The 24,556-nt window shown below is 62.2% G+C and carries 21 protein-coding genes; 13 read left to right on the top strand and 8 right to left on the bottom strand.

Annotated features, from left to right (window positions below; genetic code table 11):
* Positions 1 to 64 precede the first annotated feature (64 nt).
* The 4 genes from recO (at position 65) to tadA (ending at position 3,526) form a co-directional block, all read left to right on the top strand.
* Positions 65 to 754: a DNA repair protein RecO gene (recO, locus tag HX812_RS01465; RefSeq protein WP_038851276.1), complete on the top strand. Its 690-nt coding sequence runs from the start codon at positions 65 to 67 to the stop codon at positions 752 to 754.
* 51 nt (positions 755 to 805) lie between these two features.
* A complete protein-coding gene (gene pdxJ, locus HX812_RS01460; protein ID WP_038851278.1) occupies positions 806 to 1,549 on the top strand; it encodes a pyridoxine 5'-phosphate synthase in 744 nt (247 codons plus the stop codon).
* Between the two features lie 103 nt (positions 1,550 to 1,652).
* Entirely contained in the window at positions 1,653 to 3,029 is a 1,377-nt protein-coding gene (locus HX812_RS01455; protein ID WP_152514769.1) for a multicopper oxidase family protein, read from the top strand.
* Positions 3,029 to 3,526 carry a tRNA adenosine(34) deaminase TadA gene (gene tadA, locus HX812_RS01450; protein ID WP_033902446.1) on the top strand — a complete coding sequence of 166 codons (498 nt, stop codon included), beginning with the start codon at positions 3,029 to 3,031 and terminating at the stop codon, positions 3,524 to 3,526. Before HX812_RS01455 ends, tadA begins: the two co-directional genes overlap by 1 nt.
* 3 nt (positions 3,527 to 3,529) lie before the next feature.
* Here the strand turns inward: tadA and cmoB are convergent, their stop codons facing one another.
* From cmoB to HX812_RS01415, 7 genes are all read right to left on the bottom strand, one after another.
* Complete coding sequence (cmoB, locus tag HX812_RS01445; RefSeq protein WP_033902445.1) at positions 3,530 to 4,486, bottom strand: tRNA 5-methoxyuridine(34)/uridine 5-oxyacetic acid(34) synthase CmoB; 957 nt, start codon at positions 4,484 to 4,486, stop codon at positions 3,530 to 3,532.
* On the bottom strand, positions 4,483 to 5,226 hold the full coding sequence (gene cmoA / locus HX812_RS01440) for a carboxy-S-adenosyl-L-methionine synthase CmoA (RefSeq protein ID WP_038851283.1): 744 nt from the start codon (positions 5,224 to 5,226) through the stop codon (positions 4,483 to 4,485). Before cmoA ends, cmoB begins: the two co-directional genes overlap by 4 nt.
* Before the next feature lie 123 nt (positions 5,227 to 5,349).
* Complete coding sequence (locus HX812_RS01435; protein ID WP_038851285.1) at positions 5,350 to 5,772, bottom strand: hypothetical protein; 423 nt, start codon at positions 5,770 to 5,772, stop codon at positions 5,350 to 5,352.
* A 151-nt stretch (positions 5,773 to 5,923) separates the two neighbouring features.
* On the bottom strand, positions 5,924 to 6,583 hold the full coding sequence (locus HX812_RS01430) for a lysoplasmalogenase (RefSeq protein WP_038851286.1): 660 nt from the start codon (positions 6,581 to 6,583) through the stop codon (positions 5,924 to 5,926).
* A gap of 1 nt (position 6,584) precedes the next feature.
* A complete protein-coding gene (locus tag HX812_RS01425; RefSeq protein ID WP_033902441.1) occupies positions 6,585 to 6,974 on the bottom strand; it encodes a protease inhibitor I42 family protein in 390 nt (129 codons plus the stop codon).
* A gap of 204 nt (positions 6,975 to 7,178) precedes the next feature.
* Entirely contained in the window at positions 7,179 to 9,599 is a 2,421-nt protein-coding gene (gene lon / locus HX812_RS01420) for an endopeptidase La (RefSeq protein WP_038851287.1), read from the bottom strand.
* A 92-nt stretch (positions 9,600 to 9,691) separates the two neighbouring features.
* On the bottom strand, positions 9,692 to 10,681 hold the full coding sequence (locus HX812_RS01415; protein WP_038851289.1) for a GntR family transcriptional regulator: 990 nt from the start codon (positions 10,679 to 10,681) through the stop codon (positions 9,692 to 9,694).
* Positions 10,682 to 11,018: 337 nt separating this feature from the next.
* Here HX812_RS01415 and HX812_RS01410 point away from each other — a divergent pair, with 337 nt between their 5' ends.
* From HX812_RS01410 to HX812_RS01370, 9 genes are all read left to right on the top strand, one after another.
* A complete protein-coding gene (locus tag HX812_RS01410; RefSeq protein WP_038851291.1) occupies positions 11,019 to 12,341 on the top strand; it encodes an amidase in 1,323 nt (440 codons plus the stop codon).
* An 11-nt stretch (positions 12,342 to 12,352) separates the two neighbouring features.
* Positions 12,353 to 13,231, top strand: coding sequence for a polysaccharide deacetylase (locus HX812_RS01405; protein WP_003234086.1), 879 nt, complete (start codon positions 12,353 to 12,355; stop codon positions 13,229 to 13,231).
* Positions 13,232 to 13,255: 24 nt separating this feature from the next.
* Positions 13,256 to 14,596 carry an MFS transporter gene (locus HX812_RS01400; RefSeq protein WP_038851292.1) on the top strand — a complete coding sequence of 447 codons (1,341 nt, stop codon included), beginning with the start codon at positions 13,256 to 13,258 and terminating at the stop codon, positions 14,594 to 14,596.
* 10 nt (positions 14,597 to 14,606) lie between these two features.
* Positions 14,607 to 15,368, top strand: coding sequence for an SDR family NAD(P)-dependent oxidoreductase (locus tag HX812_RS01395; protein WP_038851294.1), 762 nt, complete (start codon positions 14,607 to 14,609; stop codon positions 15,366 to 15,368).
* A 13-nt stretch (positions 15,369 to 15,381) separates the two neighbouring features.
* Entirely contained in the window at positions 15,382 to 16,131 is a 750-nt protein-coding gene (locus HX812_RS01390; protein WP_038851295.1) for an SDR family NAD(P)-dependent oxidoreductase, read from the top strand.
* Between the two features lie 13 nt (positions 16,132 to 16,144).
* Positions 16,145 to 16,444, top strand: coding sequence for a hypothetical protein (locus tag HX812_RS01385; RefSeq protein WP_038851297.1), 300 nt, complete (start codon positions 16,145 to 16,147; stop codon positions 16,442 to 16,444).
* Positions 16,441 to 17,415 (top strand): GTP-binding protein, encoded by a 975-nt coding sequence (locus HX812_RS01380; protein WP_038851298.1) that lies wholly within the window; start codon positions 16,441 to 16,443, stop codon positions 17,413 to 17,415. The genes HX812_RS01385 and HX812_RS01380 overlap by 4 nt, the downstream gene beginning before the upstream one ends.
* A complete protein-coding gene (locus tag HX812_RS01375) occupies positions 17,412 to 18,587 on the top strand; it encodes a PotD/PotF family extracellular solute-binding protein (RefSeq protein ID WP_038851299.1) in 1,176 nt (391 codons plus the stop codon). Before HX812_RS01380 ends, HX812_RS01375 begins: the two co-directional genes overlap by 4 nt.
* Positions 18,588 to 19,455: 868 nt before the next feature.
* Entirely contained in the window at positions 19,456 to 21,792 is a 2,337-nt protein-coding gene (locus HX812_RS01370; RefSeq protein WP_038848387.1) for a bifunctional diguanylate cyclase/phosphodiesterase, read from the top strand.
* A gap of 61 nt (positions 21,793 to 21,853) precedes the next feature.
* Here HX812_RS01370 and HX812_RS01365 read toward each other — a convergent pair whose 3' ends face one another.
* Positions 21,854 to 24,271, bottom strand: coding sequence for a glucose/quinate/shikimate family membrane-bound PQQ-dependent dehydrogenase (locus HX812_RS01365; protein WP_038848384.1), 2,418 nt, complete (start codon positions 24,269 to 24,271; stop codon positions 21,854 to 21,856).
* Between the last annotated feature and the right edge of the window lie 285 nt (positions 24,272 to 24,556).

Genomic DNA, 24,556 nt, shown 5'->3' with positions numbered 1-24,556 from the left:
CAAGCCCGCTCACCACAGTGGTTCTTCGCTATTTCATGGTTTGCGTTCCGTCATCGAGACTCCCATGTCCCAATCCCCACCCCCCAGCCAACTCGCCTACGTCCTGCACAGCCGCGCCTACCGTGAGACCAGCGCCTTGGTGGACTTCCTCACGCCCCAAGGCCGCCTGCGTGCAGTCTTGCGTAGCGCGCGAGGCAAGGCGGGCACGCTGGCACGGCCATTCGTGGCCCTGGACGTGGAGTTTCGCGGCAAGGGCGAGCTGAAGAACGTCGGTCGCATGGAAAGCGTCGGCACGTCCGCCTGGCTCAATGGCGAGGCGCTGTTCAGTGGGCTCTACCTCAATGAACTGTTGATCCGCCTGCTCCCTGCCGAAGACCCGCACCCGGCCGTCTTCGATCACTACGCTGCCACCTTGCTGGCCCTGGCCGAAGGGCGCCCTCTGGAACCACTGCTGCGCGCCTTCGAATGGCGCCTGCTCGACGACCTGGGCTACGGTTTTGAACTGACCAATGACCTGCACGGCGACCCCATCGCGGCCGACGGCATGTACCGTCTGCAGGTCGACGCCGGCCTGGAGCGTGTCTACCTGCTGCAACCGGGCCTGTTCCAGGGCACCGAGTTGCTGGCCATGAGCGAAGCCGACTGGACCGCACCGGGTGCGCTGTCTGCCGCCAAGCGCCTGATGCGCCAGGCCCTGGCCGTGCACTTGGGCGGACGGCCGCTGGTCAGTCGCGAGTTGTTTCGAAAGCCCTGACAACCCCGTGTATGCTGTGCAGCGTTTCTTTCCCTTTTCAGGAGCGCTTCCGTGACCACCAGCAATCGCATTCTTCTTGGCGTCAACATCGACCACGTCGCTACCCTGCGCCAGGCCCGGGGCACCCGTTACCCTGACCCGGTCAAGGCCGCGCTGGACGCCGAAGAAGCGGGCGCCGACGGCATCACCGTGCACCTGCGCGAAGACCGCCGCCACATCCAGGAGCGTGACGTGCTGGTGCTCAAGGACGTGCTGCAAACCCGCATGAACTTCGAAATGGGCGTCACCGAAGAAATGATGCAGTTCGCCGAGCGCATCCGCCCGGCGCACATCTGCCTGGTGCCGGAAACCCGTCAGGAACTGACCACCGAAGGCGGCCTCGATGTGGCCGGCCAGGAAGCGCGGATCAAGGCCGCCGTGGAGCGCCTGTCGAAGATCGGCAGCGAAGTGTCGCTGTTCATCGACGCTGACGAGCGCCAGATCGAAGCCTCGCGCCGTGTCGGTGCACCGGCCATTGAACTGCACACCGGGCGTTACGCCGATGCCACCACGCCCACCGAAGTGGCCGATGAGCTGCAACGTATCATCGACGGCGTGAGCTGCGGCCTCAAGCAAGGCTTGATCGTCAACGCCGGCCACGGCCTGCACTACCACAACGTTGAAGCCGTGGCCGCGATCAAGGGCATCAATGAGTTGAACATCGGCCATGCGCTGGTGGCGCACGCGCTGTTCGTCGGTTTCAAAGGTGCCGTGGCCGAGATGAAAGCCCTGATCCTGGCGGCCGCCAAGGCCTGATCCGCCCACTGCGGCAATGCGAAGCCTTACTGTTTAGCCAGGGCAGGTGTATCGTATCTGCCCTTTGCAGGCCCTGGGCCTGCGGCCGATACGTGAGGTTGTTGTGTCCCGATCCTTTTCCCGTCGACAAATCCTGGGTGGTCTTGCAGGCCTGGCCGTAGTGGGCGTCGGTGCCGGTGGCGCCTACCGCTACTGGCTGGGGAAAGTTGCCGAGGCCGAGGCGGGGCATGACTACGAGCTGATCGCCGCGCCCCTGGAGGTGGAACTGGTGCCGGGCCATAAGACCGAAGCCTGGGCGTTCGGTCCGTCAGCGCCGGGCACCGAGTTGCGGGTGCGCCAGGGCGAATGGCTGCGGGTGCGTTTTATCAACCACTTGCCGGTCGCCACCACCATCCACTGGCATGGCATCCGCCTGCCGCTGGAAATGGACGGCGTGCCCTACGTCTCGCAGTTGCCGGTACTGCCCGGTGAGTATTTCGACTACAAATTCCGTGTGCCCGACGCCGGCAGCTACTGGTATCACCCCCACGTGAACAGCAGCGAAGAACTCGGCCGTGGCTTGGTCGGCCCGCTGATCATCGAAGAGCGCGAACCCACCGGTTTCAAGTACGAGTGCACGCTTAGCCTGAAGAGCTGGCACGTGGACGAAGAGGGCGCTTTCGTGGCCTTCAGCATTCCCCGTGAAGCGGCACGCGGCGGCACGGCCGGGCGGTTGTCGACGATCAATGGCGTGTCCCAGGCAGTCGTCGATTTGCCCGCCGGGCAGATTACTCGCGTGCGTCTGCTCAACCTCGACAACACCCTGACCTATCGCATCAACATTCCGGATGTCGAGGCGCAGATCTACGCGCTGGACGGCAACCCCATCGAGCCGCGCCCGCTGGGCAAGGAATACTGGTTGGGCCCCGGCATGCGCATCTGCCTGGCGATCAAGGCACCGCCGGCGGGGGAAGAACTGTCGATCCGCAATGGCCCGGTACGCCTGGGCACCTTCCGTTCGGTGGCCAACGCCGATGCGCCGACTGAGTGGCCGCCTGCATTGCCCGCCAACCCGATTGCCGAGCCAGACCTGGCCAATGCGGAGAAACTCAACTTCAATTTCGAGTGGGTCGGCACGGTGTCCGTGGATGACGGGAAACCACCGAGCCTGTGGCAGATCAACGGCAAGGCCTGGGACATCACCGACAAGACCTGCGCCGACCGCCCGATTGCCAAGCTGGAAAAGGGCAAGAGCTACATTTTCGAATTGAAGAACATGACCCAGTACCAGCACCCGATTCACCTGCACGGCATGAGCTTCAAGGTGATCGCCTCGAACCGCCACAAGGTGATCCCGTACTTCACCGACACCTACCTGCTGGGTAAAAACGAGCGCGCTCGCGTGGCGTTGGTGGCGGATAATCCAGGGGTGTGGATGTTCCACTGCCACGTGATCGACCACATGGAAACCGGCCTGATGGCCGCCATCGAGGTGGCGTGATGCGCCAGTTCCGCCCCACCGCAATCATCGACCGCAGCCGCGACCAGGACTTCATGCGCGAAGCCCTGGCCCTGGCTGCCCAAGGCGCGGCATTGGGTGAAGTGCCCGTCGGTGCGGTGCTGGTGCAAGACGGCGAAATCATCGGCCGTGGCTTCAACTGCCCCATCAGCGGCAACGACCCCAGCGCCCACGCCGAAATGGTCGCCATCCGCGCCGCCGCGCAAGCCATCAGCAACTATCGCCTGGTGGGCAGCACGCTCTATGTGACCCTGGAGCCGTGCAGCATGTGCGCGGGGCTGATCGTGCATTCGCGGATTGCGCGCGTGGTGTACGGCGCGCTGGAACCCAAAGCGGGGATCGTGCAAAGCCAGGGGCAGTTTTTTACCCAGGGCTTTCTCAATCATAAGGTGCTGTTTGAAGGAGGGGTGCTGGCCGAGGAGTGCGGGACGGTCTTGAGTGAGTTCTTCAAGGCGCGAAGAGCCAAGCCGTCCCTTTGAGATTTATTTGCGGGCGATGATCACCGCCCGCATCGGTGCCGGCAGCCCTTCAATCGTCTTGCTGTGATCGTGCGGATCGAGGAAATCACTCAGCGACTGGTACTTCATCCACTCTGTCCCACGCTGTTCCTCGACGGTGGTCACGCTTACATCCACGCAGCGCACGTCGCTGAAGCCCGCGCGGCGTAGCCACAGCATCAACGCCGGCACCGACGGCAGGAACCACACGTTGCGCATCTGCGCGTAGCGATCTTCCGGCACCAGCACCTGCTGCTGATCGCCTTCGACCACCAGGGTTTCCAGCACCAATTCGCCGCCCTTGACCAGGGTGTCCTTCAGCGCGAGCAAATGCTCGATGGGCGAACGCCGGTGATAGAACACGCCCATGGAAAACACCGTGTCGAACCCTTCCAGGTTCGCTGGCAGGTCTTCGAACGGGAACGGCAGGTGCCACGCCTTGGGTTCTGACAGGTAACGCTGCACCGCCTGGAACTGACAGAAGAACAACCAGTTCGGGTCCACGCCAATCACGCTGTCGGCCCCGGCGCCGAGCATGCGCCACATGTAGTAACCGTTGCCGCAGCCCACGTCGAGGATGCGCTTGCCCTTCAGGTTCAGGTGCGGTGCCACGCGGGACCACTTCCAGTCCGAGCGCCATTCGGTGTCCACATGCACGCCGAACAGGTTGAATGGACCTTTGCGCCACGGGCTCAGGCCCATCAGCGCGGCATGCATCTGCTCGCGGGTGTCGTCGTCGCAATCGGTATCGAGCGTCAGTCCGTTGAGTAAATCCACTTCGCTGGGCTGGATTTTTGGCAATGCATCCAGCGCACTCTGCCAGCGCTCCAGGTCGCCATGACCCTTTTCCATCTTGCTATCGAGTTGCGCTTGCAGGCCCTGGGCCCACACGGCCAGGGGAGTGCCGACCAGATGGCGGGCGAGGGGAGACAGATCAATCATGGCAAGGCAATCAACGAGGCAAAGTTAAGACACTGGAACCACGGCACGACTGTCGAAAAACCGGCCGCCAGCAGGCGCTCGCGGTGTTCTTCGAGGCTGTCGGGCTTCATGACGTTTTCGATGGCGCTGCGCTTCTGGGCGATTTCCAGTTCGCTGTAGCCGTTGGCGCGTTTGAACGCGATGTGCAGATCGGTGAGCAGCGCGTGTTCTTCTGCATCGTTGAAACGCAGCTTTTCCGAGAGGATCAGCGCGCCACCCGGCAACAGCGACTGGCGGATGCGCGCGAGCAAGGCCAGGCGCTCATCGGGCGCGATGAATTGCAGGGTGAAATTCAGCGCCACCACCGAGGCCGGCTGGAACTGCAGCGCGAGGATATCGCCCTCGATAACCTCGACCGGCAGCAGCTCCTGGAACATCGAGTCTTGGCCATTGAGGTATTCACGGCAACGCTCGACCATCGCGGCCGAGTTATCCACCGCGATCACCCGGCAACCGTCGGTGCGCACGTGGCGGCGCAGGGCCTGGGTCACCGCGCCCAGCGAGGATCCCAGGTCATATAGCACGCTGTTAGGTTGGGCAAACTGCGCGGCGAGGACGCCGAGGTTCTCGACGATGGTCGGGTAACCGGGCACCGAGCGCTTGATCATGTCCGGGAACACCCGCACCACGTCCTCGTTAAAGGCGAAGTCCGGCACCTGGGGCAGGGGCTGGGCGAATAGGCGATCGGGTTCTTTGCTCACGGTTGTTCCGGCGACGATGGGGAAAGGCCGGCATTTTAGCCAAGTTGGCCTTGGTGTGCGCGGGTTGTCTGATAAACCGTGATGGAGCTTTCGGTACTGGCTTCACCTCCCCGGCGATCTCCGTCACTTTTTGGCGGTAGGGCCCGTGTGAATAGCAAAAGCACCCTCAACCTCAATGATGTTTTTTGGTGGAAAGATGTTTTGTGCAGTGAGCTTGAACTGGCCCTCGTAGCGGCCAGTTTTATGGTCAAAATCAACGGTCACACGACCGCTGCTGGTTAAATAGTGCGAGGGAGCAGTGTTTCCACCGCCTATGAGTGCGCGAATGTGATCGCCTGGAAAATCATGTTCGCCGTAGGGTATGTGCGCCACCATATCAATCTGGATGATGCGCAGAAGGCTGGCTGAATCCTCATCCACGCCTACGATCCTTGTCAGTTCATTCTCGTGCGTCAGATAAACCGCGTTTGCAACGAAATTCGCTTTACCGTTGATGGATGCGGTCAATGTTCCCTTGGCTTTCTTGAGTGTTCTACGGGTGGCCATGATTGAATCCTTCTGACCCATTCGCCCACATGATTATGCGCGTTGTCCCATGACGTTATCGGCAGACGCCTACTTTACGTAACTGTTAAAACTACCAGTCGTTTAGACGTTTTGATTCTAGGCAGGGCGTAGGAAAGAGGACTTGGTTTTTTCAAGGATTGTCGCTGGGGTGTTCTGTCTGTGTACCGAGTGCAAACGCAGATGCAGTGATACCCCACTGTCCCAGCCAATACGTGGTGATCAGCAAATACGGCGCCGCATCGAACGCCACCACAAACCGATTGATACCGATCAGCGTGTCAGAAAACACAAACGACGCCGCACCCGCCGCCGCCAGCCATGCCGAGCGTTTCGGCACGTCGCTGCCCAGCCGCGCCAACGCACGCCAGAGCATGGCGCTGATCACCAGCGCGTAAACCACCACCGGAACCAGCAGGTCGCCCAGGCCATGGGAGATCAGGATGTTCAACAGGATTGCGCTTACGCCCAGCGCCAATATCAGCGGCAGCAGCGCCAGGCGGCGGCAATCGCTGAAGTAGGCTTTCAGATACGCCAAATGTGCAAACAGGAAGGCACCCAGGCCAAAGATAAACAGGTCGCCCGGCCAGGCGAGCAATACGTCACCCACCAGGGAAAAAATCAGCCCCAGGCTGATCCAGCGTCGATAGTCGGTGGGCGGTGCATCATGCAGCCAACCCAACAGCGCCAGCACCGGCAGCGGTTTGACCAGCAGGCACAGCAAGGTGGCATGGGTGGTCAGGCCGTAGATAAAGGTGCCGGCGCCCATCAACGCAAGAATCAGCCATGGCATATCAGTTCACCGTGATGGCGCAGTCAAAGGTTTCGACGGGTTCGGCTTCCGGTTCCCAGGGTTGCTGGGAGGTCAGGCGCAAACGGCCCTGGCCGGCTGCGAAAGCCTGGAAACGCCAGGTCGACTGGCCACCGCCGCCGATCACGCCGGATTCCGAGCTGCTGTAGACCTCCGGGCTCAGCGCGCGCAGCACGCCGCCAGCGGAGTCCTGGATGGCCCAGCGGTAACCGGTGGTGGGGTTGCTTGGCAGCGTGAGGATCAGGTTTTGTCCGCTTTTGAGCTGGAGCGGGCAGGCGCTCTGGTTGTCCACGGTGACGTTTTGCTTCGGTGCACTGGCGCACGCGGCCAGCAGGGCAAGGCTCAAGGGGAGAAGCAGGCGGGCAGCGGTCATGGGGGCTCCGTTGATTCACGACGAAGGGCGAGCATAACCGAAGATGAGACAAGGTGTGACAGGAGGGGATTTTGTGGTGACTGGGCGGGCGCTTTCGCGAGCAAGCCCGCTCCCACATTTTGACCAGGTACATCCTTTGGAATGCGGTCAAAATGTGGGAGCGGGCTTGCTCGCCAAGAGGGCATTAAAGCCGATAGAGATCTGTCAGAACAGCACTTTGGCCACATCCGCAAAGCGCTTGGCAAAGTGCACCGTCATGCCTTCCTTCAGGTATTCCGGCAACTCTTCATAGCTGCCACGGTTCGGCTCCGGCAGGATCAGCTCATGGATCTTCTGGCGCCGCGCCGCAATCACCTTTTCGCGCACGCCGCCAATCGGCAGTACATGCCCGGTCAACGTCAGCTCACCGGTCATTGCCACGCCTTTCTTCGGCGGTTGGTTGCGCGCCAGGGACAACAACGCACTGGCCATGGTCACCCCGGCGCTCGGGCCGTCTTTCGGCGTGGCGCCTTCCGGCACGTGCAAGTGCACGAAGGCTTCGTCGAAAAACTTCGGATCACCACCAAACGACTTCAGGTTCGAGCTGATGTAGCTGTAGGCGATTTCCGCAGACTCCTTCATCACTTCGCCCAATTGCCCGGTGAGTTTGAAACCGCGATTGAGCGTGTGGATACGCGTCGCCTCGATCGGCAGCGTCGCGCCGCCCATGCTGGTCCAGGCCAGGCCTGTGATCACGCCGGTGCCGGACAGTACTTGCTCGTTGCGGAATACCGGGATGCCCAGTGAGCTTTCCAGGTCCTTGTTGCCGATCTTGATCACCGAATCCGGCTCGTCCAGCAACTTGACCACCGCCTTGCGCACCAGTTTGCCCAGCTGTTTCTCCAGCTGACGCACCCCGGCTTCGCGAGCGTAACCGTCGATCAACGCACGCAAGGCGCCATCACTGATGGTCAGGCTGTTTTTCGACACGCCGGCTTTTTCCAGCTGTTTCGGCCACAGGTGGCGCTTGGCGATGGCGACTTTTTCTTCGGTGATATAGCCCGACAGGCGAATCACTTCCATACGGTCCAGCAGTGGGCCGGGGATGGAATCCAGGGTGTTGGCGGTGCACACGAACAGCACTTTGGACAGGTCCAGGCGCAGGTCCAGGTAATGGTCGAGGAATTCGACGTTCTGCTCAGGGTCAAGGGTTTCCAGCAAGGCCGACGCCGGGTCGCCCTGGAAGCTTTGGCCCATCTTGTCGATCTCGTCGAGCATGATCACCGGGTTCATCACTTCCACATCTTTAAGCGCCTGCACCAGCTTGCCCGGCAGGGCGCCGATGTAGGTACGGCGATGGCCCTTGATCTCGGCCTCGTCGCGCATGCCGCCGACGCTGAAGCGGTAGAACGGCCGGCCCAGGGACTCGGCGATGGATTTACCCACGCTGGTCTTGCCCACGCCCGGCGGGCCGACCAGCAGTACGATGGAGCCGGCGACTTCGCCTTTGTAGGCGCCCACCGCAAGGAATTCGAGGATGCGGCTCTTGATGTCATCCAGGCCCGCATGGTGTTTATCCAGCACTTTTCGCGCATGTTTCAGGTCGAGTTTGTCCTCGCCAAACACGCCCCACGGCACCGAAGTGGCCCAGTCCAGGTAGTTGCGTGTCACCGCGTATTCCGGTGAACCGGTTTCGAGGATCGACAGTTTGTTCAATTCTTCATCGATGCGTTTTTTCGCCTGGGGCGGCAGCACTTTGCCTTCCAGGCGTTGCTCGAACTGTTCGACGTCCGCGCTGCGGTCGTCCTTGGTCAGGCCCAGCTCTTGCTGGATGACCTTGAGTTGTTCCTTGAGGAAGAACTCGCGCTGGTGCTCGCCGATCTTGCGGTTGACCTCGGCGGAGAGTTCTTTTTGCAGGCGCGCGACTTCAACCTCTTTGCGCAGCATCGGCAGCACTTTTTCCATGCGCTTGAGCATGGGCACGCAGTCCAGCACTTCCTGCAACTCGTTACCGGTGGCCGACGTCAGCGCGGCGGCGAAGTCGGTGAGTGGCGACGGGTCGTTGGGGCTGAAGCGGTTGAGGTAGTTCTTCAACTCTTCGCTGTACAGCGGGTTGAGGGGCAGCAGTTCCTTGATCGCATTGATCAGCGCCATGCCGTAAGCCTTGACCTCATCGGTCGGCTCGCTCGGCTGGTGCGGGTATTCGACTTCCACCTGGTACGGTGGGCGGTGGTGCTTGAGCCAGGTCTTGATGCGCACGCGCGTCAGGCCCTGGGCGACGAATTGCAGCTTGCCGTTTTCGCGGCTGGCGTGGTGCACCTTCACCAGGGTGCCGTACAGCGGCAGGCTGGAGGTGTCGAAGTGGCGCGGGTCTTCCGGTGGCGTGTCCATGAAGAACAGGGCCAGGGAATGGTGGTCGGATTTGCTCACCAACTGCAGGGTTTCGGCCCACGGCTCTTCGTTGACGATCACCGGCAGCACTTGCGCCGGGAAGAAGGGCCGGTTGTGGATCGGGATGATGTAGACCTTGTCCGGCAGGTTTTGCCCTGGCAGGGCTAGGCCGGTATTGGACGAGGCGGATTCAGCGTTTTCGGGGTCGGCGTAGTCGTTGAGGTCGTAATCAGGGAATTCTTGCTGGTCGCTCATGGGGCACCTGCATAAGGAAGTATGCAGGTTAGATGGGGCGGGGTAGCGGTGGTTTCAATGGTCGCGTGAAGTTAGCAACAAATTGCATGAATTCAGCTGATCTTATGCAGATAGCTCGGCAATGGCTGCTCCGGCAGCACTGACAACACTTTCAACCGTTGCAGCATGCGCTGCCGTGCGCGTTGCAGGTGCTCACGCAGATTCAACGCCGCTGCATCAAATGCACCGTGCAGCAACAACTCCAGAATCAACCGATGTTCGGCCAGCATGGCCGGATCGGCGCCGATCCCCAGCAAACGGTAGAAAATCCGGCTGATGATCATCGGGCTTTGGCCTTGGCGGATCAACGCCGCGATCTTGCGATTCTGCAGGCCGGCGAGGCAGCGCTGGTGCAAGTCCTCCTCGATCTGTTCGATGGCCTCCAGGCTGCAGTGGGCGCTGTCCTGGGCGTCCAGCACGCGTTGCAACATCGCTTCCAGCATCTCGCGGTCCAGCCCCGGCGCACTTTGGCGCAAAGCTTCGGGTTCCAGGCAGGCGCGCAGCTCGTAGTCTTCGGTGACTTCACGGGCGGTCAGCGGTCCGGCCAACCATTGGGAGTAGGGCTCTTTTTCCACCAGCCCCCGGTCGCGCAGGCGCATCAGCGCTTCACGCACCACTGCGCGGCTGACGCCGTAGTGGTCGGCGGCGGCTTGCTCATCGAGGCGGTAATGGCCGAAGGCAATGCAGGTGGATAACGCCGCGCCGATCTCTTCGACGATGCGCTCGCCCAGTGGCCGCGTGTCCACCAACTCATCTTCGCCGTTGAGGCCCAGGTGCGCGTGGCTCAGGGGCAGGCGTAGCGGCTCCATCGCCAGGCCTTCGGGATTGATCAGGTAACCCCGGCCGTTGAAGCGGCAGATCAGGCCTTCCTCATGCAGCAGGTCCAGTGCCCGACGCACCGGCACACGACTGGTGCCGAACAATTCAGCCAGTGGCGCCTCCAGCAAGACCAAGCCGTGGCGCGCGGTGCCGTTGACGATCGCATCACGCAATACCTGGTGAATCATCGCGTAACGGGAGGCCGAGGCGGACGCTGCTTTCATCGCTTTCTCTGAGGCTTGTAGGACGGTGGCCGGGGATTCTCTCATAAGTTACGCCTGTCACCCTGCGCCACAGCGGTGGCACCTTTGTGGGGCTCGGAATCGGGGAATGTTACTTTTCTGCACCAAAATGTACTTATTAATAAAAGATACATTATTTCATTGAAGGCGCTTTCCAGCGGCCTGGCAAGATTTTTTCCGGCTGGTTAATACCATCTATCCCGTAGCTCTGGGCGAAATCCCCTGATTGTGTAAATGCTGCCTGAGAAAGACTGGCACGAAAGCTGCCTTTGTAAAATGTACATTTTATTAATATGTACGTTTTCTGAGGGTCACCTTGATGTCAGACGCCACTTCAATGGCCGAGGATTTCGCCAGCGGTCGCAGCGATCCGGTGCAAATCCTCGAACAGGCACTCGAAAAGGCGAGTGAGGTCCCGGCGGTGTTTATCAGCCTGACCGCCGAGCGTGCGCGTCGCGAAGCCGAAGCCTCTGCCGCCCGCTGGCGCGCCGGCCAGCCATTGAGCGTATTCGACGGCGTGCCTCTGGCCTGGAAAGATCTGTTCGACGTGGCCGGCAGCGTCACCACTGCGGGCGCCGCTTACCGCCGCAACGCGCCCGCTGCGTTGCTCGACGCACCGACCGTGGGCCTGCTGTGCCGCGCCGGGATGGTCAGCGTGGGCAAGACCAACCTCAGCGAGCTGGCCTATTCCGGCCTGGGCCTGAACCCGCATTTCGGCACGCCGCACAACCCCCATGGCACTGACCAACCGCGCATTCCCGGCGGTTCGTCGTCCGGTTCTGCGGTGGCCGTCGCCGCTGGCATCGTGCCGATCGCCATGGGCACCGACACCGCCGGTTCGATCCGCATCCCCTCGGCCTTCAACGGCCTGGTGGGTTACCGCAGCAGCAGCCGACGCTACAGCCGCGACAGCGTGTTCCCGTTGGCCCATACCCTCGACAGCCAGGGCCCGCTGACCCGCAGTGTGCGTGATGCCCTGGCCATCGACGATCTGCTGCATGGCCGCACTCAAACCCACACCGCTCGTAGCCTCAAGGGCCAGCGTTTTGTGCTGGCGCAACAAGACGTCGAAGCCGCCGTGCGCAACAACCTGCTGCGCGCCGTGGAGCAACTCAAGGCCCACGGCGCACTGATCGAAGAACGCGAATGCCCGACCTTCCAGGCCACCCTGGACCTGATCAAACACCACGGCTGGCTCGGTTCCTTCGAAGCCTTCGCCCTGCACGAAGCCTTGCTCGACAGCCCTGACGCCGAACAACTCGACCCGCGCGTACGCCGCCGCCTCGAAGCCGCGCGCACGCTGCCGGCCAGCCAACTGCTGCATCTGGTCGATGCCCGCCGTCGCCTGCAACAGCAACTGGTCGACGACCTCGACGGCGCCATCCTGATCACCCCCACCGTCGCCCACGTCGCACCCGCATTGGCACCGCTGGAAGCCGACGACGACCTGTTTGTGAACACCAACCTCGCCACCCTGCGCCTGACCATGCCCGGCAGTTTGCTCGACATGCCGGGCGTGACCCTGCCCAGCGGCCGCGATGCCCAGGGCCTGCCCACCGGGCTGCTGCTCAGCGCCCCGACGGGGGAAGACGCTCGCCTGCTGCGCGCAGCGTTGTCCGTCGAATCCGTACTCAACGTTTAAGGAGACACATCATGGCTAAAGACATTCTCTGTGCATTCGGCGTCGACGTTGACGCCGTCGCCGGCTGGCTCGGTTCCTATGGCGGCGAAGATTCGCCGGACGACATCTCCCGTGGCCTGTTCGCCGGGGAAATCGGCGCGCCGCGCCTGCTCAAGCTGTTCGAACGCTACGGCCTGCGCACCACCTGGTTTATCCCAGGCCACTCGATGGAAACCTTCCCCGAGCAAATGAAAGCCGTGGCCGACGCCGGTCACGAAATCGGCGTGCACGGCTACAGCCACGAAAACCCCATCGCCATGACCGCCGAGCAGGAAGAAATCGTCCTGGATAAATCCATCGAGCTGATCACCCAGGTCACCGGTAAACGCCCAACCGGCTACGTGGCGCCGTGGTGGGAATTCAGCAAGGTCACCAACGAACTGCTGCTGAAAAAAGGCATCAAGTACGACCACAGCCTGATGCACAACGACTTCCACCCCTACTACGTGCGCAAGGGCGACAGCTGGACCAAGATCGACTACAGCCAGCACCCCGACACCTGGATGAAACCCCTGGTGCGCGGCGAAGAAACCGACCTGGTGGAGATCCCGGCCAACTGGTACCTGGACGACCTGCCGCCGATGATGTTCATCAAAAAAGCCCCCAACAGCCACGGCTTCGTCAACCCGCGTCACCTGGAAGAAATGTGGCGCGACCAGTTCGACTGGGTCTACCGCGAACACGAACACGCGGTGTTCACCATGACCATCCACCCCGACGTCTCCGGCCGCCCGCAAGTGCTGCTGATGCTGGAGCGCCTGATCGAACACATCCAGAGCCATGCCGGCGTGCGCTTCGTCACCTTTGACGAAATCGCCGACGACTTCATCCGCCGCCAACCCCGTACCTGACCCCTTATTCCTGAGGCGCGACCCATGTCCATCTACAACAAGCTTGACCTGACTGGCTGGAAACCCCGGCAACTGACGTCCAAGGAGGTGCGTTTCGCCACCTGGATCGCGTTTTTCGCCTGGGTGTTTGCGGTGTATGACTTCATCCTGTTCGGCACCTTGTTGCCGGAGATCGGTCGGCATTTTGGCTGGGGTGAAGTGGAGCAAGCTGAAATCGCGACGTGGGTGGCGGTGGGCACGGCGGTGGTCGCGTTTGCCATCGGCCCGGTGGTGGACAAATTGGGGCGGCGCACCGGGATTATCTTCACCGTGGCCGGTTCCGCGCTGTGCTCGGCGCTGACGGCGATTGGCGGAGCGTGGGGCAAATCGCCGCTGATCTTGATCCGTTCCTTGGGCGGTTTGGGTTATGCCGAGGAAACCGTCAACGCCACGTATTTGAGTGAGTTGTATGGCGCCTCTGAGGATCCGCGCCTGACCAAGCGCCGCGGTTTTATCTACAGCCTGGTGCAGGGCGGCTGGCCGGTGGGTGCTTTGATTGCCGCCGGTTTGACCGCGCTGTTGCTGCCGGTCATTGGCTGGCAGGGCTGCTTTATCTTCGCCGCGATCCCGGCCATCGTCATCGCGATCATGGCGCGCAAACTCAAGGAGAGCCCGCAGTTCCAGATCCACCAGCGCATCAGCCAATTGCGTAAAAGCGGCGCCGTCACAGAAGCGAAAAACGTCGCCGCCACCTACGGCGTGGACTACGACGAACACAGCAAGGCGGGCCTTAAAGCCGCGTTCCGTGGCCCGGCGCGTCGCGCCACCTTAGTGATTGGCGCGGCACTGTTGCTCAACTGGGCGGCGATCCAGGTGTTCAGCGTGCTCGGTACCTCGGTGATCATCAGCGTGCACCACATCTCGTTCGAGAACTCGCTGATCATCCTGGTGCTGTCGAACCTGGTCGGCTATTGCGGTTACCTCAGCCACGGCTGGATGGGCGACAAGATCGGCCGTCGCAACGTGATCGGCCTGGGCTGGATGCTCGGCGGCCTGTCGTTTGCCGGGATGCTGTTTGGCCCAAGCAATATGCCGATGGTGGTCGGGCTGTACAGCCTGGGCCTGTTCTTCCTGATCGGGCCGTACTCGGCGGCGCTGTTCTTTATCAGCGAGAGTTTCCCCACCAGCATCCGCGCCACCGGTGGCGCAATCATCCATGCCATGGGCCCGATTGGTGCGGTAGTCGCAGGTTTTGGCGCGACCCAGGTGTTGTCCGCGGGCAGCGACTGGCAGACCGCCGCGCTGTGGTTCGGTGCGCTGCCGTGCTTCCTGTCTGGCGCCTTGATGTTTGCCGCACGTCATGTGCGTCCGGAAACCGTTCAGTAAGGAGTGTTCGATGAGCCGTAAAGTTGCCTTGATTACCGGTGCCGCCAGCGGCATCGGCCAAGCCCTCGCCGTGGCCTATGCGCGCAACGGCGTGGCGGTGGTCGGCGGGTATTACCCGGCCGATCCCCATGACCCGCAGACCACCGTCAGCCTTGTGGCAGAGGCGGGCGGCGAGTGCCTGATGCTGCCGTTGGACGTGGGTGACACCGCTTCTGTCGATGCGCTGGCCGCGCAAGCCGTCCAGCATTTCGGCCGACTCGATTATGCCGTGGCCAATGCCGGCCTGCTACGCCGCGCACCCTTGCTGGAGATGACCGACGCGCTGTGGGACGAGATGCTCAATGTCGACCTCACGGGGGTGATGCGCACCTTCCGCGCGGCAACCCGGCATATGCATGCAGGCGGCGCGCTGGTGGCGATTTCGTCGATTGCCGGCGGCGTGTATGGCTGGCAGGAACACAGCCACTACGCGGCGGCCAAGGCTGGCGTGCCGGGGTTGTGCCGGTCGCTGGCGGTGGAATTGGCGGCCAAGGGCATTCGTTGCAATGCGGTGATTCCAGGGTTGATCGAGACGCCGCAGTCGCTGGATGCCAAGAACTCGCTCGGGCCGGAAGGCTTGGCCAAAGCGGCGCGCGCGATTCCGTTGGGCCGGGTAGGGCGGGCGGATGAAGTGGCGTCGCTGGTGCAGTTTTTGACCAGTGACGCGTCGAGCTATCTGACCGGGCAAAGCATTGTCATCGACGGTGGCCTTACCGTGCGCTGGCCGGACTGATTGAGGAATGAACATGAGACAATTGGAAAACCGCCGCGCGGTGATCACCGGCGCTGGCAGCGGCATCGGAGCCGCCATCGCCCGTGCCTACGCCGCTGAAGGCGCGCGCCTGGTGCTGGCCGACCGCAACGCCGCCAGCCTCGCGGAAACGGCGATCACCTGCCGCAACCTCGGTGCCGAGGTGTTCGAATGCCTGGCCGATGTCGGCACCGTCGAAGGAGCCCAGGCGAGTGTTGACCGTTGCGTCGAACACTTCGGCGGCATCGATATCCTGGTCAACAACGCCGGCATGCTCACCCAGGCGCGCTGCGTCGACCTGTCCATCGAGATGTGGAATGACATGCTGCGCGTCGACCTCACCAGCGTGTTCGTCGCCAGCCAGCACGCCTTGCCGCACATGCTCGCGCAGCGTTGGGGGCGGATCATCAACGTCGCCTCGCAACTGGGCATCAAGGGCGGCGCCGAGCTGACCCATTACGCGGCGGCCAAGGCCGGGGTGATCGGTTTCACCAAGTCCCTGGCCCTGGAAGTGGCCAAGGACAATGTGCTGGTCAACGCCATCGCGCCCGGCCCGATCGAGACGCCGCTGGTGGGCGGTATCAGCGACGACTGGAAACGCGCCAAGGCCAAGGAATTGCCTCTGGGGCGCTTCGGCCTGGCGGATGAAGTGGCGCCCACCGCGGTGCTGCTGGCCAGCGAGCCCGGTGGCAACCTGTTCGTCGGCCAGACCCTGGGCCCGAACTCCGGCGATGTCATGCCATGAGTGAGGTATAGCCATGTGCGGACTCTGCGGCTTGCTCGGCGAAGACTTGCACTGGAGCGATCCTTTGGGCGACGAACTGCCCCGACGCCGCGAACGCCTGCGCCGAATCGCCGCCATCAATCAGGTGCTGGCGGTGTTCCGGCTCAAGGTCGAAGATTTCCAGGGCGCGTCGTATCTGCTGCTGGGCGCTACCGGCAAACAGGCACTGGCCAGCGGTCTGGATCAACTCTGGCAGGCGGCCGAGACGATGCTCGGCCGCTCGCTGGATCCCCTCGATCCGCGCTTGCTGGATCATCTGGAGTCATCCGTATGAGCGTCGCCCTTAATGTCATCACCGGCTTCCTTGGCAGCGGCAAGACCACCTTGCTCAAGCGTCTGCTGCAAGGCGAGAGCCTGGGCGACACCGCGCTGCTGATCAACGAATTCGGCGATGTCGGCATCGACCATCTGCTGGTGGAAGAGGTGGCACCGGACACCGTACTGCTGCCCAGCGGGTGCGTGTGTTGTTCGATCCGAGGCGAGTTGAAAGACGCGCTGCTCGGTCTGCTGCAACGCCGCGAGCGCGGTGAAATCCCGGCGTTCAAGCGCGTCATTCTGGAGACTACCGGCTTGGCCGACCCGGCACCGATCCTCGCCACCCTGAACAACGACGCGCAACTGCGCGGGCGTTTCCATATTGGCCTGGTGATCACCCTGGTCGATGCCAGCCACGCCGACCTGCAAGAACGCCTGCACCCGGAATGGCTGGCGCAGGTAGCGGCGGCGGATCGCCTGCTGTTGAGCAAGACCGACCTGGCCGGCGATTGCACGGCGTTGCGCGCTCACTTGCAGGCGCTGAATGCCGGTACGCCGATCCTCGATACCCACGACATCCACAGCGGCGATCAACTGCTGCTCGGTGAGGGCCTGCGCAGCGCCGAACCCGCCGTGGAAGTCAGTCGCTGGCAACTGCATCGCACTACCACCGCTACCCACGGCGCCGCCCAAGTGTGCTGCCTGACCTTCGACCAGCCGCTGGACTGGGTGGGTTTCGGGGTGTGGTTGTCGATGCTGTTAAGATGCCACGGCGAACAAATCCTTCGTGTCAAAGGGCTGCTCAACGTGAACGCCAGTAACGCCCCTATCGTCATTCATGGTGTGCAGCATTGCCTGCATGCGCCGGTTCATTTGCCTGCATGGCCGGGCACCGATCGGCAGTCGCGCCTGGTGTTTATCCTGCGTGGCCTAGACCCCGAACTGTTGCGACGTTCCTTCAACGTGTTCTCGCGGCGGTTCGCGGCATGATCACTCTGCGCGTCCTCGGCACATCCGTCACCCTGCTCGAATGCCTGCGCGTCCGTGCGGAACAGGAGCTGGGCATTCGCCTGGTCTACCAAGTGCACGATGTCGAGCAGGCCCAGCGCATCGCGGTGATGCAACCCGACAGCTACGACCTCTACGACCAATGGTTCCACAACGTCGACTTCGTGTGGCCGGCCCGTGCGATCCAGCCTATCGACACCCGACGCATCGCGCTGTGGCACGAAATCAATGATTTGCCCAAGCGCGGTCGCCTATCACCGGACGACCGACTGGGCAGCGGCAGCGTGCCCAGCGAACGATTGTTCGTGCAGCACGATGGCAGCCTCGGCAGCACGGTCACCGAGCGCATCAGCATGTTGCCCCTGACCCATAACGCCGACAGTTTCGCCTACCGCCCCGAACGGTTGCCCGAAGGTTTTTGCCACGGTAACGAAAGCTGGGGCTGGCTGTTGGACCCCGCCTGGCGTGCGCGCACGGCCTTGCAGAGTGACGCGGCCATTGGCGCGCTGGATGCTGCATTGGCGGTGCAGGGCGCGGGGCTGGCCAGCTTCAGGGACATCGGCAATATGAGCATCGAGGAGATCGACGTGCTCGCCGATATCCTGGTGCGCAAGCAGAAGGAGGGGCACTTTGCGGCGTTCTGGTCTGATGATGAAGAGGCGGCGCAATTGATGCTCAGCCCGAGCATCGATATCCAGAGCCTGTGGTCGCCGACCTTGATGCGCCTGCATCGTGCGGGGGTGAAGTACCGCCTGGCGGTGCCGCGTGAAGGCTATCGCGCGTGGTTTGGTGGGTTGTCGTTGTCGCGGCATGCGAAGGGGGCGGTGTTGGATGCGGCCTATGCGTATTTGAATTGGTGGTTGTCGGGGTGGCCTGGGGCAGTGATGGCGCGCCAGGGGTATTACATTGGCAACCCGGCGCGCAGTCGGGATCACTTGAGCAGTGCGGAGTGGGATTACTGGTATGCCGGCAAGCCTGCTCGGGAGGAGTTGCTTGGGAGTGATGGGTTGCCGTTGATTGATGTGGGTGAGGTGCGGGATGGGGGGTCTTATGAGGCGCGCATGGGGCATATTGCGGTGTGGAATTCGGTGATGGATGAGCATAATTATCTGGTGCGCAGGTGGGGGGATTTTATGCGGGCTCGGTGTGTTTGATTGATTGATTGAGTACATATCCATTTCTTCGGTAACGGCTGATATGGGTTCCGCTCTTACAGCGGCTCACTTTTGGAAAGGCCGGAATGCCGGCCCAGCCAAAAGTAAGCAAAAGGCCTTGGCCCCANNAGGTATTTGGGGGCCGCCGCCACGCGCCATCCATGGCGCGGGGCGGCTAAACCGGCATCCCTGCCGGTTTACCCCCCAAATCCCTATCGAATTCCGGCCAGCGTGTTTGACGGGGCGCCTAAGATCAAAATCAAAAACAAAGCCAGAGCCAGAGCCAGAGCAGATTGATATCTACCTGATATAGGAGATCAAAACTGTGGGAGCGGGCTTGCTCGCGAAAGCGGTGGATCAGTCAGAGATGTAATCGCTGACACACCGCCTTCGCGAGCAAGCCCACATTTGGACCGAGAGCGGCTTCCAGAAACCGGTCGGCTACCAGGCCGCCGCGCTTTTGATTTTGATTTTGATCTTAGGCGCCCCGTTAAACACGCTGGCCGGAGTGAGGGCACACCGAGCCTAGGCGAGGTGCCGAGTGTTGGGGCAAGAGCCTTTTGGTTACTTTTGGCTGGGCCGGCATTCCGGCTCTTTTCAAAAGTGACCCGCCGTAAGGGCGGAACCCCTATCAGCCATTACCCAAATAACGGATATGCCCCCTAGCCAACCCATTGTCGCCAAAAAACCGCCACCAAACTCCCCGCTTTTATTGGGTGCACTTAACCCAAGTCCCAGCTAATCTCCTAAGACCTAATATTTAATCCAAATGGATATTTTTTTGACGCCAGGTCAGCAGTCGCAAGGAATGCACATGACAAAGGGACGTAGTGGCAGAGAGAGGCGAACGCTGCCAGAGGGCACTGCAATGAGGTGGCGCCATACGTTCCAAACCCGCATCGCCGGGGTGCTGGCGCTGTTACTGCTGGTGGTGGTCGCCGCCACCTATTTCGCCGTCAAGACCGCCACCACCCGCGCTGTGGAAAACCAGGCGCAAGTCCAACTGCAAACCGGCAGCCAGGTGTTCGAGCGCCTGATCGACCTGCGCGGGCGTCGCCTGCAATACGGTCTCGACTGGTTGACCGTCGACCTCCCGTTCAAACAAGCCGTGGCCGAAGGCAAGACTGTGCCGATTCTTGCCGCCCTGCGTCGCCACGGCACGGGCATCCGTTCCAGCGAAGTGTTTGTGCTGGGCCTGGACGGTAAGGTCATGGTCAGCACCTTGCCCATCCTCACGCGCGGCCAACCGTTCCCCTATGACGACGCCCTGCGCCATGCACGACGCTCAGGCCTGCAGATGCTGATCGTGGCCCTGGATGGACGGCCGTACCTGCTGGTGCAGGATGAAGTGATCGAAGAGTTGCCTATCGCGCGCATCGTCATGGGCTTCCCCATGGACAAGCTGTTCGCCAATGAACTGCGCTCCATGAGCAACCTGGAGGTGTCGTTCCTCAGTGTGCAAAACGGCACGCCGGGCCCGCTGTACAGCACCCAGCCGGATGCTTACCAGGCCGGCACGCTCAGCCTGTTGCGCGAAGGGCATGTCGACCCCGAGCCGAAGATCCACGTGTTCTATGGTCAGCGTGTACTCAGCCAGGTGTTGCCGCTGGCCAACACCGGCGACGGCGATGACGTGCGGGTGCTGCTGCAGAGTCCGCTGGACCACGCCCTGGAATCCTTTGCGCCGCTGGACCGGCAGTTCCTCGGGATTGCCCTGGCAGTGCTGCTGGTGTCGTTGGCCGGTGCGTTGTTTCTGGCGCGACGGGTATCGCGCCCGCTCAACGCCTTGGTGCAGGCGGCCGAGCGTATCGGTGCCGGTGATTACCGCACGCCAGTGCGGGTGCGTAGCCATGATGAATTCGGCTTGCTGGCCCGCGCCTTCAACGCGATGCAAAGCGGTATCGCCGTGCGCGAGCGGCAGTTGGCGCACAACGCCTTGCATGACCCGCTCACCGGTTTGCCCAACCGCGCCCTGGCCATGGAACGCCTGGGCAGTGCGATCAGTGCGCGGCGGCCCGTGGTGTTGTTGTACGTCGGCATCGAAAATTATCGGGTGATCAACGAAGGCTTCGGCCCTGAAGGCGTGGAGGAAATGCTTCGCGAGGCCAGTCGCTGCCTGTCCATGAGCCTGTTGGCCAGCGATACGGCGGCGCGTATCGCCGGCAGTGAGTTTCTGCTGTTGCTGGAAAACACCGAGGTCGACCGCGCCGTGGCCCGCGCCGACCGTCTCTACGCACTGCTCACCGAACCCCAGCGCATCGGCAATGACGAGTTGCGCCACGAGGTGAGCATCGGCATCGCCGCCTACCCGGCTGACGGCCAGCAGGTGGAGGAGCTGATCGGCCGCGCCGCCATCGCCAGGCATGACGCGGCCAGCCTGCCGGGGCATTTGCAGATTTATCAGCAGGACCGCGACCTGGCCCACCAACGCCAGATCACCTTGATCCGCGACCTGCGCCGCGCCGCCATCGAGGGCGAGTTGTTCCTGTGCTACCAGCCCAAACTCGATCTCAAGCACGGCCATGTACGCCAGGCCGAGGCCTTGTTGCGCTGGCAGCACCCGACCCTCGGCCAGGTGTCTCCGGCAGAGTTCATCCCCTTGGCCGAACGCACCGGCAGCATGAGCAGCCTGACCCTGTGGGTGATCGAAGAAGCCATCCGCCAGGTCGCCGAGTGGGCGCAACGCGGCATGCTGATCCAGCTGTCGGTGAATATCTCGGTGGACGATTTGGCCGATGATGACCTGGCAATTCGGGTCACTGCGCTGTTGATGCAGTATCAGGTGGAGGCCGAGCAGCTGATTTTCGAGATCACCGAAAGCGCGATCATGCACAACCCGCAACAGGCCCTCAGTGTGCTGGAGCAGCTGCGCGGCTGTGGCATCAGTTTGTCGGTGGATGACTTTGGCACCGGCTATTCATCGCTCGCGCAATTGCAGCGCCTGCCGGTGCAGGAGTTGAAGATCGACCAATCCTTCATACGCAACCTCGACAGCACCAGTGGCGACGGGGTGATCGTGCGTTCCACCATCGAGATGAGCCACAACCTCGGTCTCAAGGTAGTGGCCGAAGGCGTGGAATTCGCCCCCAGCCTCAAGCTGCTCAAACAGTGGAATTGCGACACTGCCCAGGGTTACCTGATCAGCCGGCCGTTGAATGCCATGGCGTTCGAGATGTGGATGCGTCGCGAGCGTGTGCCGATTTAACCGGCACAAAAAAGGCGGCTACCTTGACCGGTAGCCGCCTTTGTTTTACTGCCAGTGAAGCTTACTCCGGCAGTTTGAACGCCATCACGTAGTCACCCTGCTTGGTGCCCAGGGAGCCGTGACCGCCGGCCATGACCAGCACGTACTGCTTGCCGTCTTTACCGGTGTAGGTCATCGGAGTGGTTTGCGCGCCCGCTGGCAGGCGGCCTTCCCACAGTTGCTTGCCGTTTTTCACGTCATAGGCACGCAGGTACTGGTCGAGCGTACCGCTGAGGAACGCCACGCCACCGGCGGTGGTGAACGTGCCGCCCAGGCTAGGTACGCCCATGGTCAGTGGGATCGGAACCGGCGCGCTGTCACGCACGGTGCCGTTCTTGTGCATCCAAATGGTCTTGTGGGTGGTCAGGTCGACCGCTGCCACGTAACCCCACGCCGGTGCCTGGCACGGCAGGCCCATTGGCGACAGCATCGCTTCGAGGATCACACCGTACGGCGCGCCTTTGTTCGGCTGCACGCCTTCGGTTTCGCTGACGCGTGGACCTTGCTTGGCAATGTCGGCGGCTGGGATCAGCTTGGATTTGAATGCCATGTAGCTCGGGTTCACGAACGCGATCTGGCGCACCGGGTCGACGGAAATGCCACCCCAGTCGAACACGCCGAAGTTACCTGGGTAAACGATCGAACCTTGCAGCGAAGGTGGCGTGAAGGCCCCGTCGTAGCGCATGGATTTGAAATCGATGCGGCACAGCAGTTGGTCGAACGGCGTCACGCCCCACATGTCACGCTCTTTGAGCGGCGGTGGCATGAAGTTAAGGTCGGACTTCGGTTGGGTCGGCGAAGTGTGATCGCCAGCCACTGCGCCTTGCGGTACAGCAACTTCGTGGATCGGCACTACCGGCTGGCCGGTCGCACGGTCCAGCACGTAGATGCTGCCTTGCTTGGTCGACGCCATCACCGCCTGCTTCACGCCGGCTTCGGTCTTGATGTCGATCAGCGACGGCTGGCCGCCCACGTCCATGTCCCACAGGTCATGGTGAGTGAACTGGAAGGTCCACTTCACGTGGCCGCTGTCGATGTCCAGGGCGGTCAGGCCGGCGCTGTATTTTTCCGAATCTTCGGTACGGTCGCCGCCGTATTGGTCGGGCATCTGGTTGCCCATCGGCAGGTAGAGCATGCCGAGTTTTTCATCCACGGCGAACATGGACCACATGTTCGGCGAGTTGCGGGTGTAGGTCTTGCCTTCGGCCAACGGGGTGGTGTCGTCCGGGTTGCCGCTGTCCCAGTTCCACACCAGCTTGCCGGTGTGCACGTCGAACGCGCGGATCACGCCGCTCGGCTCGTCGGTGGAGACGTTGTCGGTGACGTGACCGCCGATCACGACCAGGTTCTTGGTCACGGCCGGTGGCGAGGTGGAGTAGTAACCGCCGGGGGCGAAACCACCAATGTTGGCTCGCAGGTCGACCTGGCCTTTGTCACCGAAGTCTTCGCACATCTTGCCGGTGTCGGCGTTGAGGGCGATCAGACGGGTGTCGGCGGTCGGCACGAAGATGCGTTTCGGGCAGGCATTCGGTGCGGCAGCCGGGCTGGCGCTGCCAGTCGGACTCTGCTCGGAAGCGTAGGCGGCGTCATCGTGATACGACACGCCCCGGCAGGTCATGTGCGCCCAGCCCTTGAAGTTCTCGGCACCCATGCTGCTGATCTTCGGATCGAAGCGCCAGATTTCCTTGCCGGTGTCCGGGTCCAGCGCAATCACCTGGCTGTGCGGCGTGCACACGTAGAGCATGCCGTTGACTTTCAGCGGGGTGTTTTCTGCGGTGGTCTCGCCTGGATCGTTCGGGCCAGGGATGTCGCCGGTGCGATACGTCCACGCCGGCACCAGCTTATGGGCGTTTTCCGGAGTGATCTGCGCCAGTGGCGAGTAGCGATCGCCGTAGGCCGAACGGCCGTAGGAGTTCCAGTCGCCATCCGCCTGTGTCGGTGCAGCGCTGGCCATGCCAGGGACTGCATCGCGGTCGAGTTGGCCGGTCTTGACCATTTCACCGGGGTTGGTGAATTGGCTGGCCAGGGCGGTAGCACCCGCCAGCACCACGGCCACGCTCAGCGCGCCAGTGCCCAGCGGGGCAGGTTGGCCACGCAGCAACGGACGGCGAAACCACGGGAGCAACATGACGATGCCCAGGGCAAACAGCAGCGCCAGGCGCGGCACCAACTGCCACCAATCCAGGCCGACTTCCCACAGGGCCCACACCGTGCTGGCGAACAGCACCAGTGCGTACAGGCCCAGCGCGGCGCGACGGGTGGCCAGCAGCAGGATGCCGGTCAAGGTGATGCCGATACCGGCCAGCAGGTAATACAGCGACCCGCCAAGCATCGTCAGCTTGATACCCCCGGCCAGCAAGGCCAGGCCCATGATTAGCAGCAAGACGCCGAGCAGCCTGGGCAGCAGGCGGCTAGGGCTCGAAGCACCATCAGTGCTCATAGTGTGTTTCTCCGTGACGTTGGAATTATGTATCCCCGTGTTTCTTCACTGTAGATGACGATTCGACACGGGCTTGGTTCAGCGTAAATTCGGTTTTTCTGGGGATAAGTGGGGTTATCCACAGACGGGCGATTTATCCCCAGGCGCAGGTCGATGTAAGACAGCGCTGTCTTGAAAGAGTGGGGGTTTCGGCAAGATGGGGTCGACCGCGGAAGTGAAACGTTTCAGTTTGTTGCGGGCAAGGATAAAGGGAGTTGTCTTGGAGAGAAAGGACGAATCGCGATA

Origin of the sequence: Pseudomonas sp. IPO3749 (assembly GCF_013386605.1) — a bacterium.
GTDB lineage: Bacteria > Pseudomonadota > Gammaproteobacteria > Pseudomonadales > Pseudomonadaceae > Aquipseudomonas > Aquipseudomonas azotoformans_A.
The sequence above is the reverse complement of the archived record's forward strand: the minus strand, read 5'-3'. Positions and strand labels throughout refer to the sequence as shown.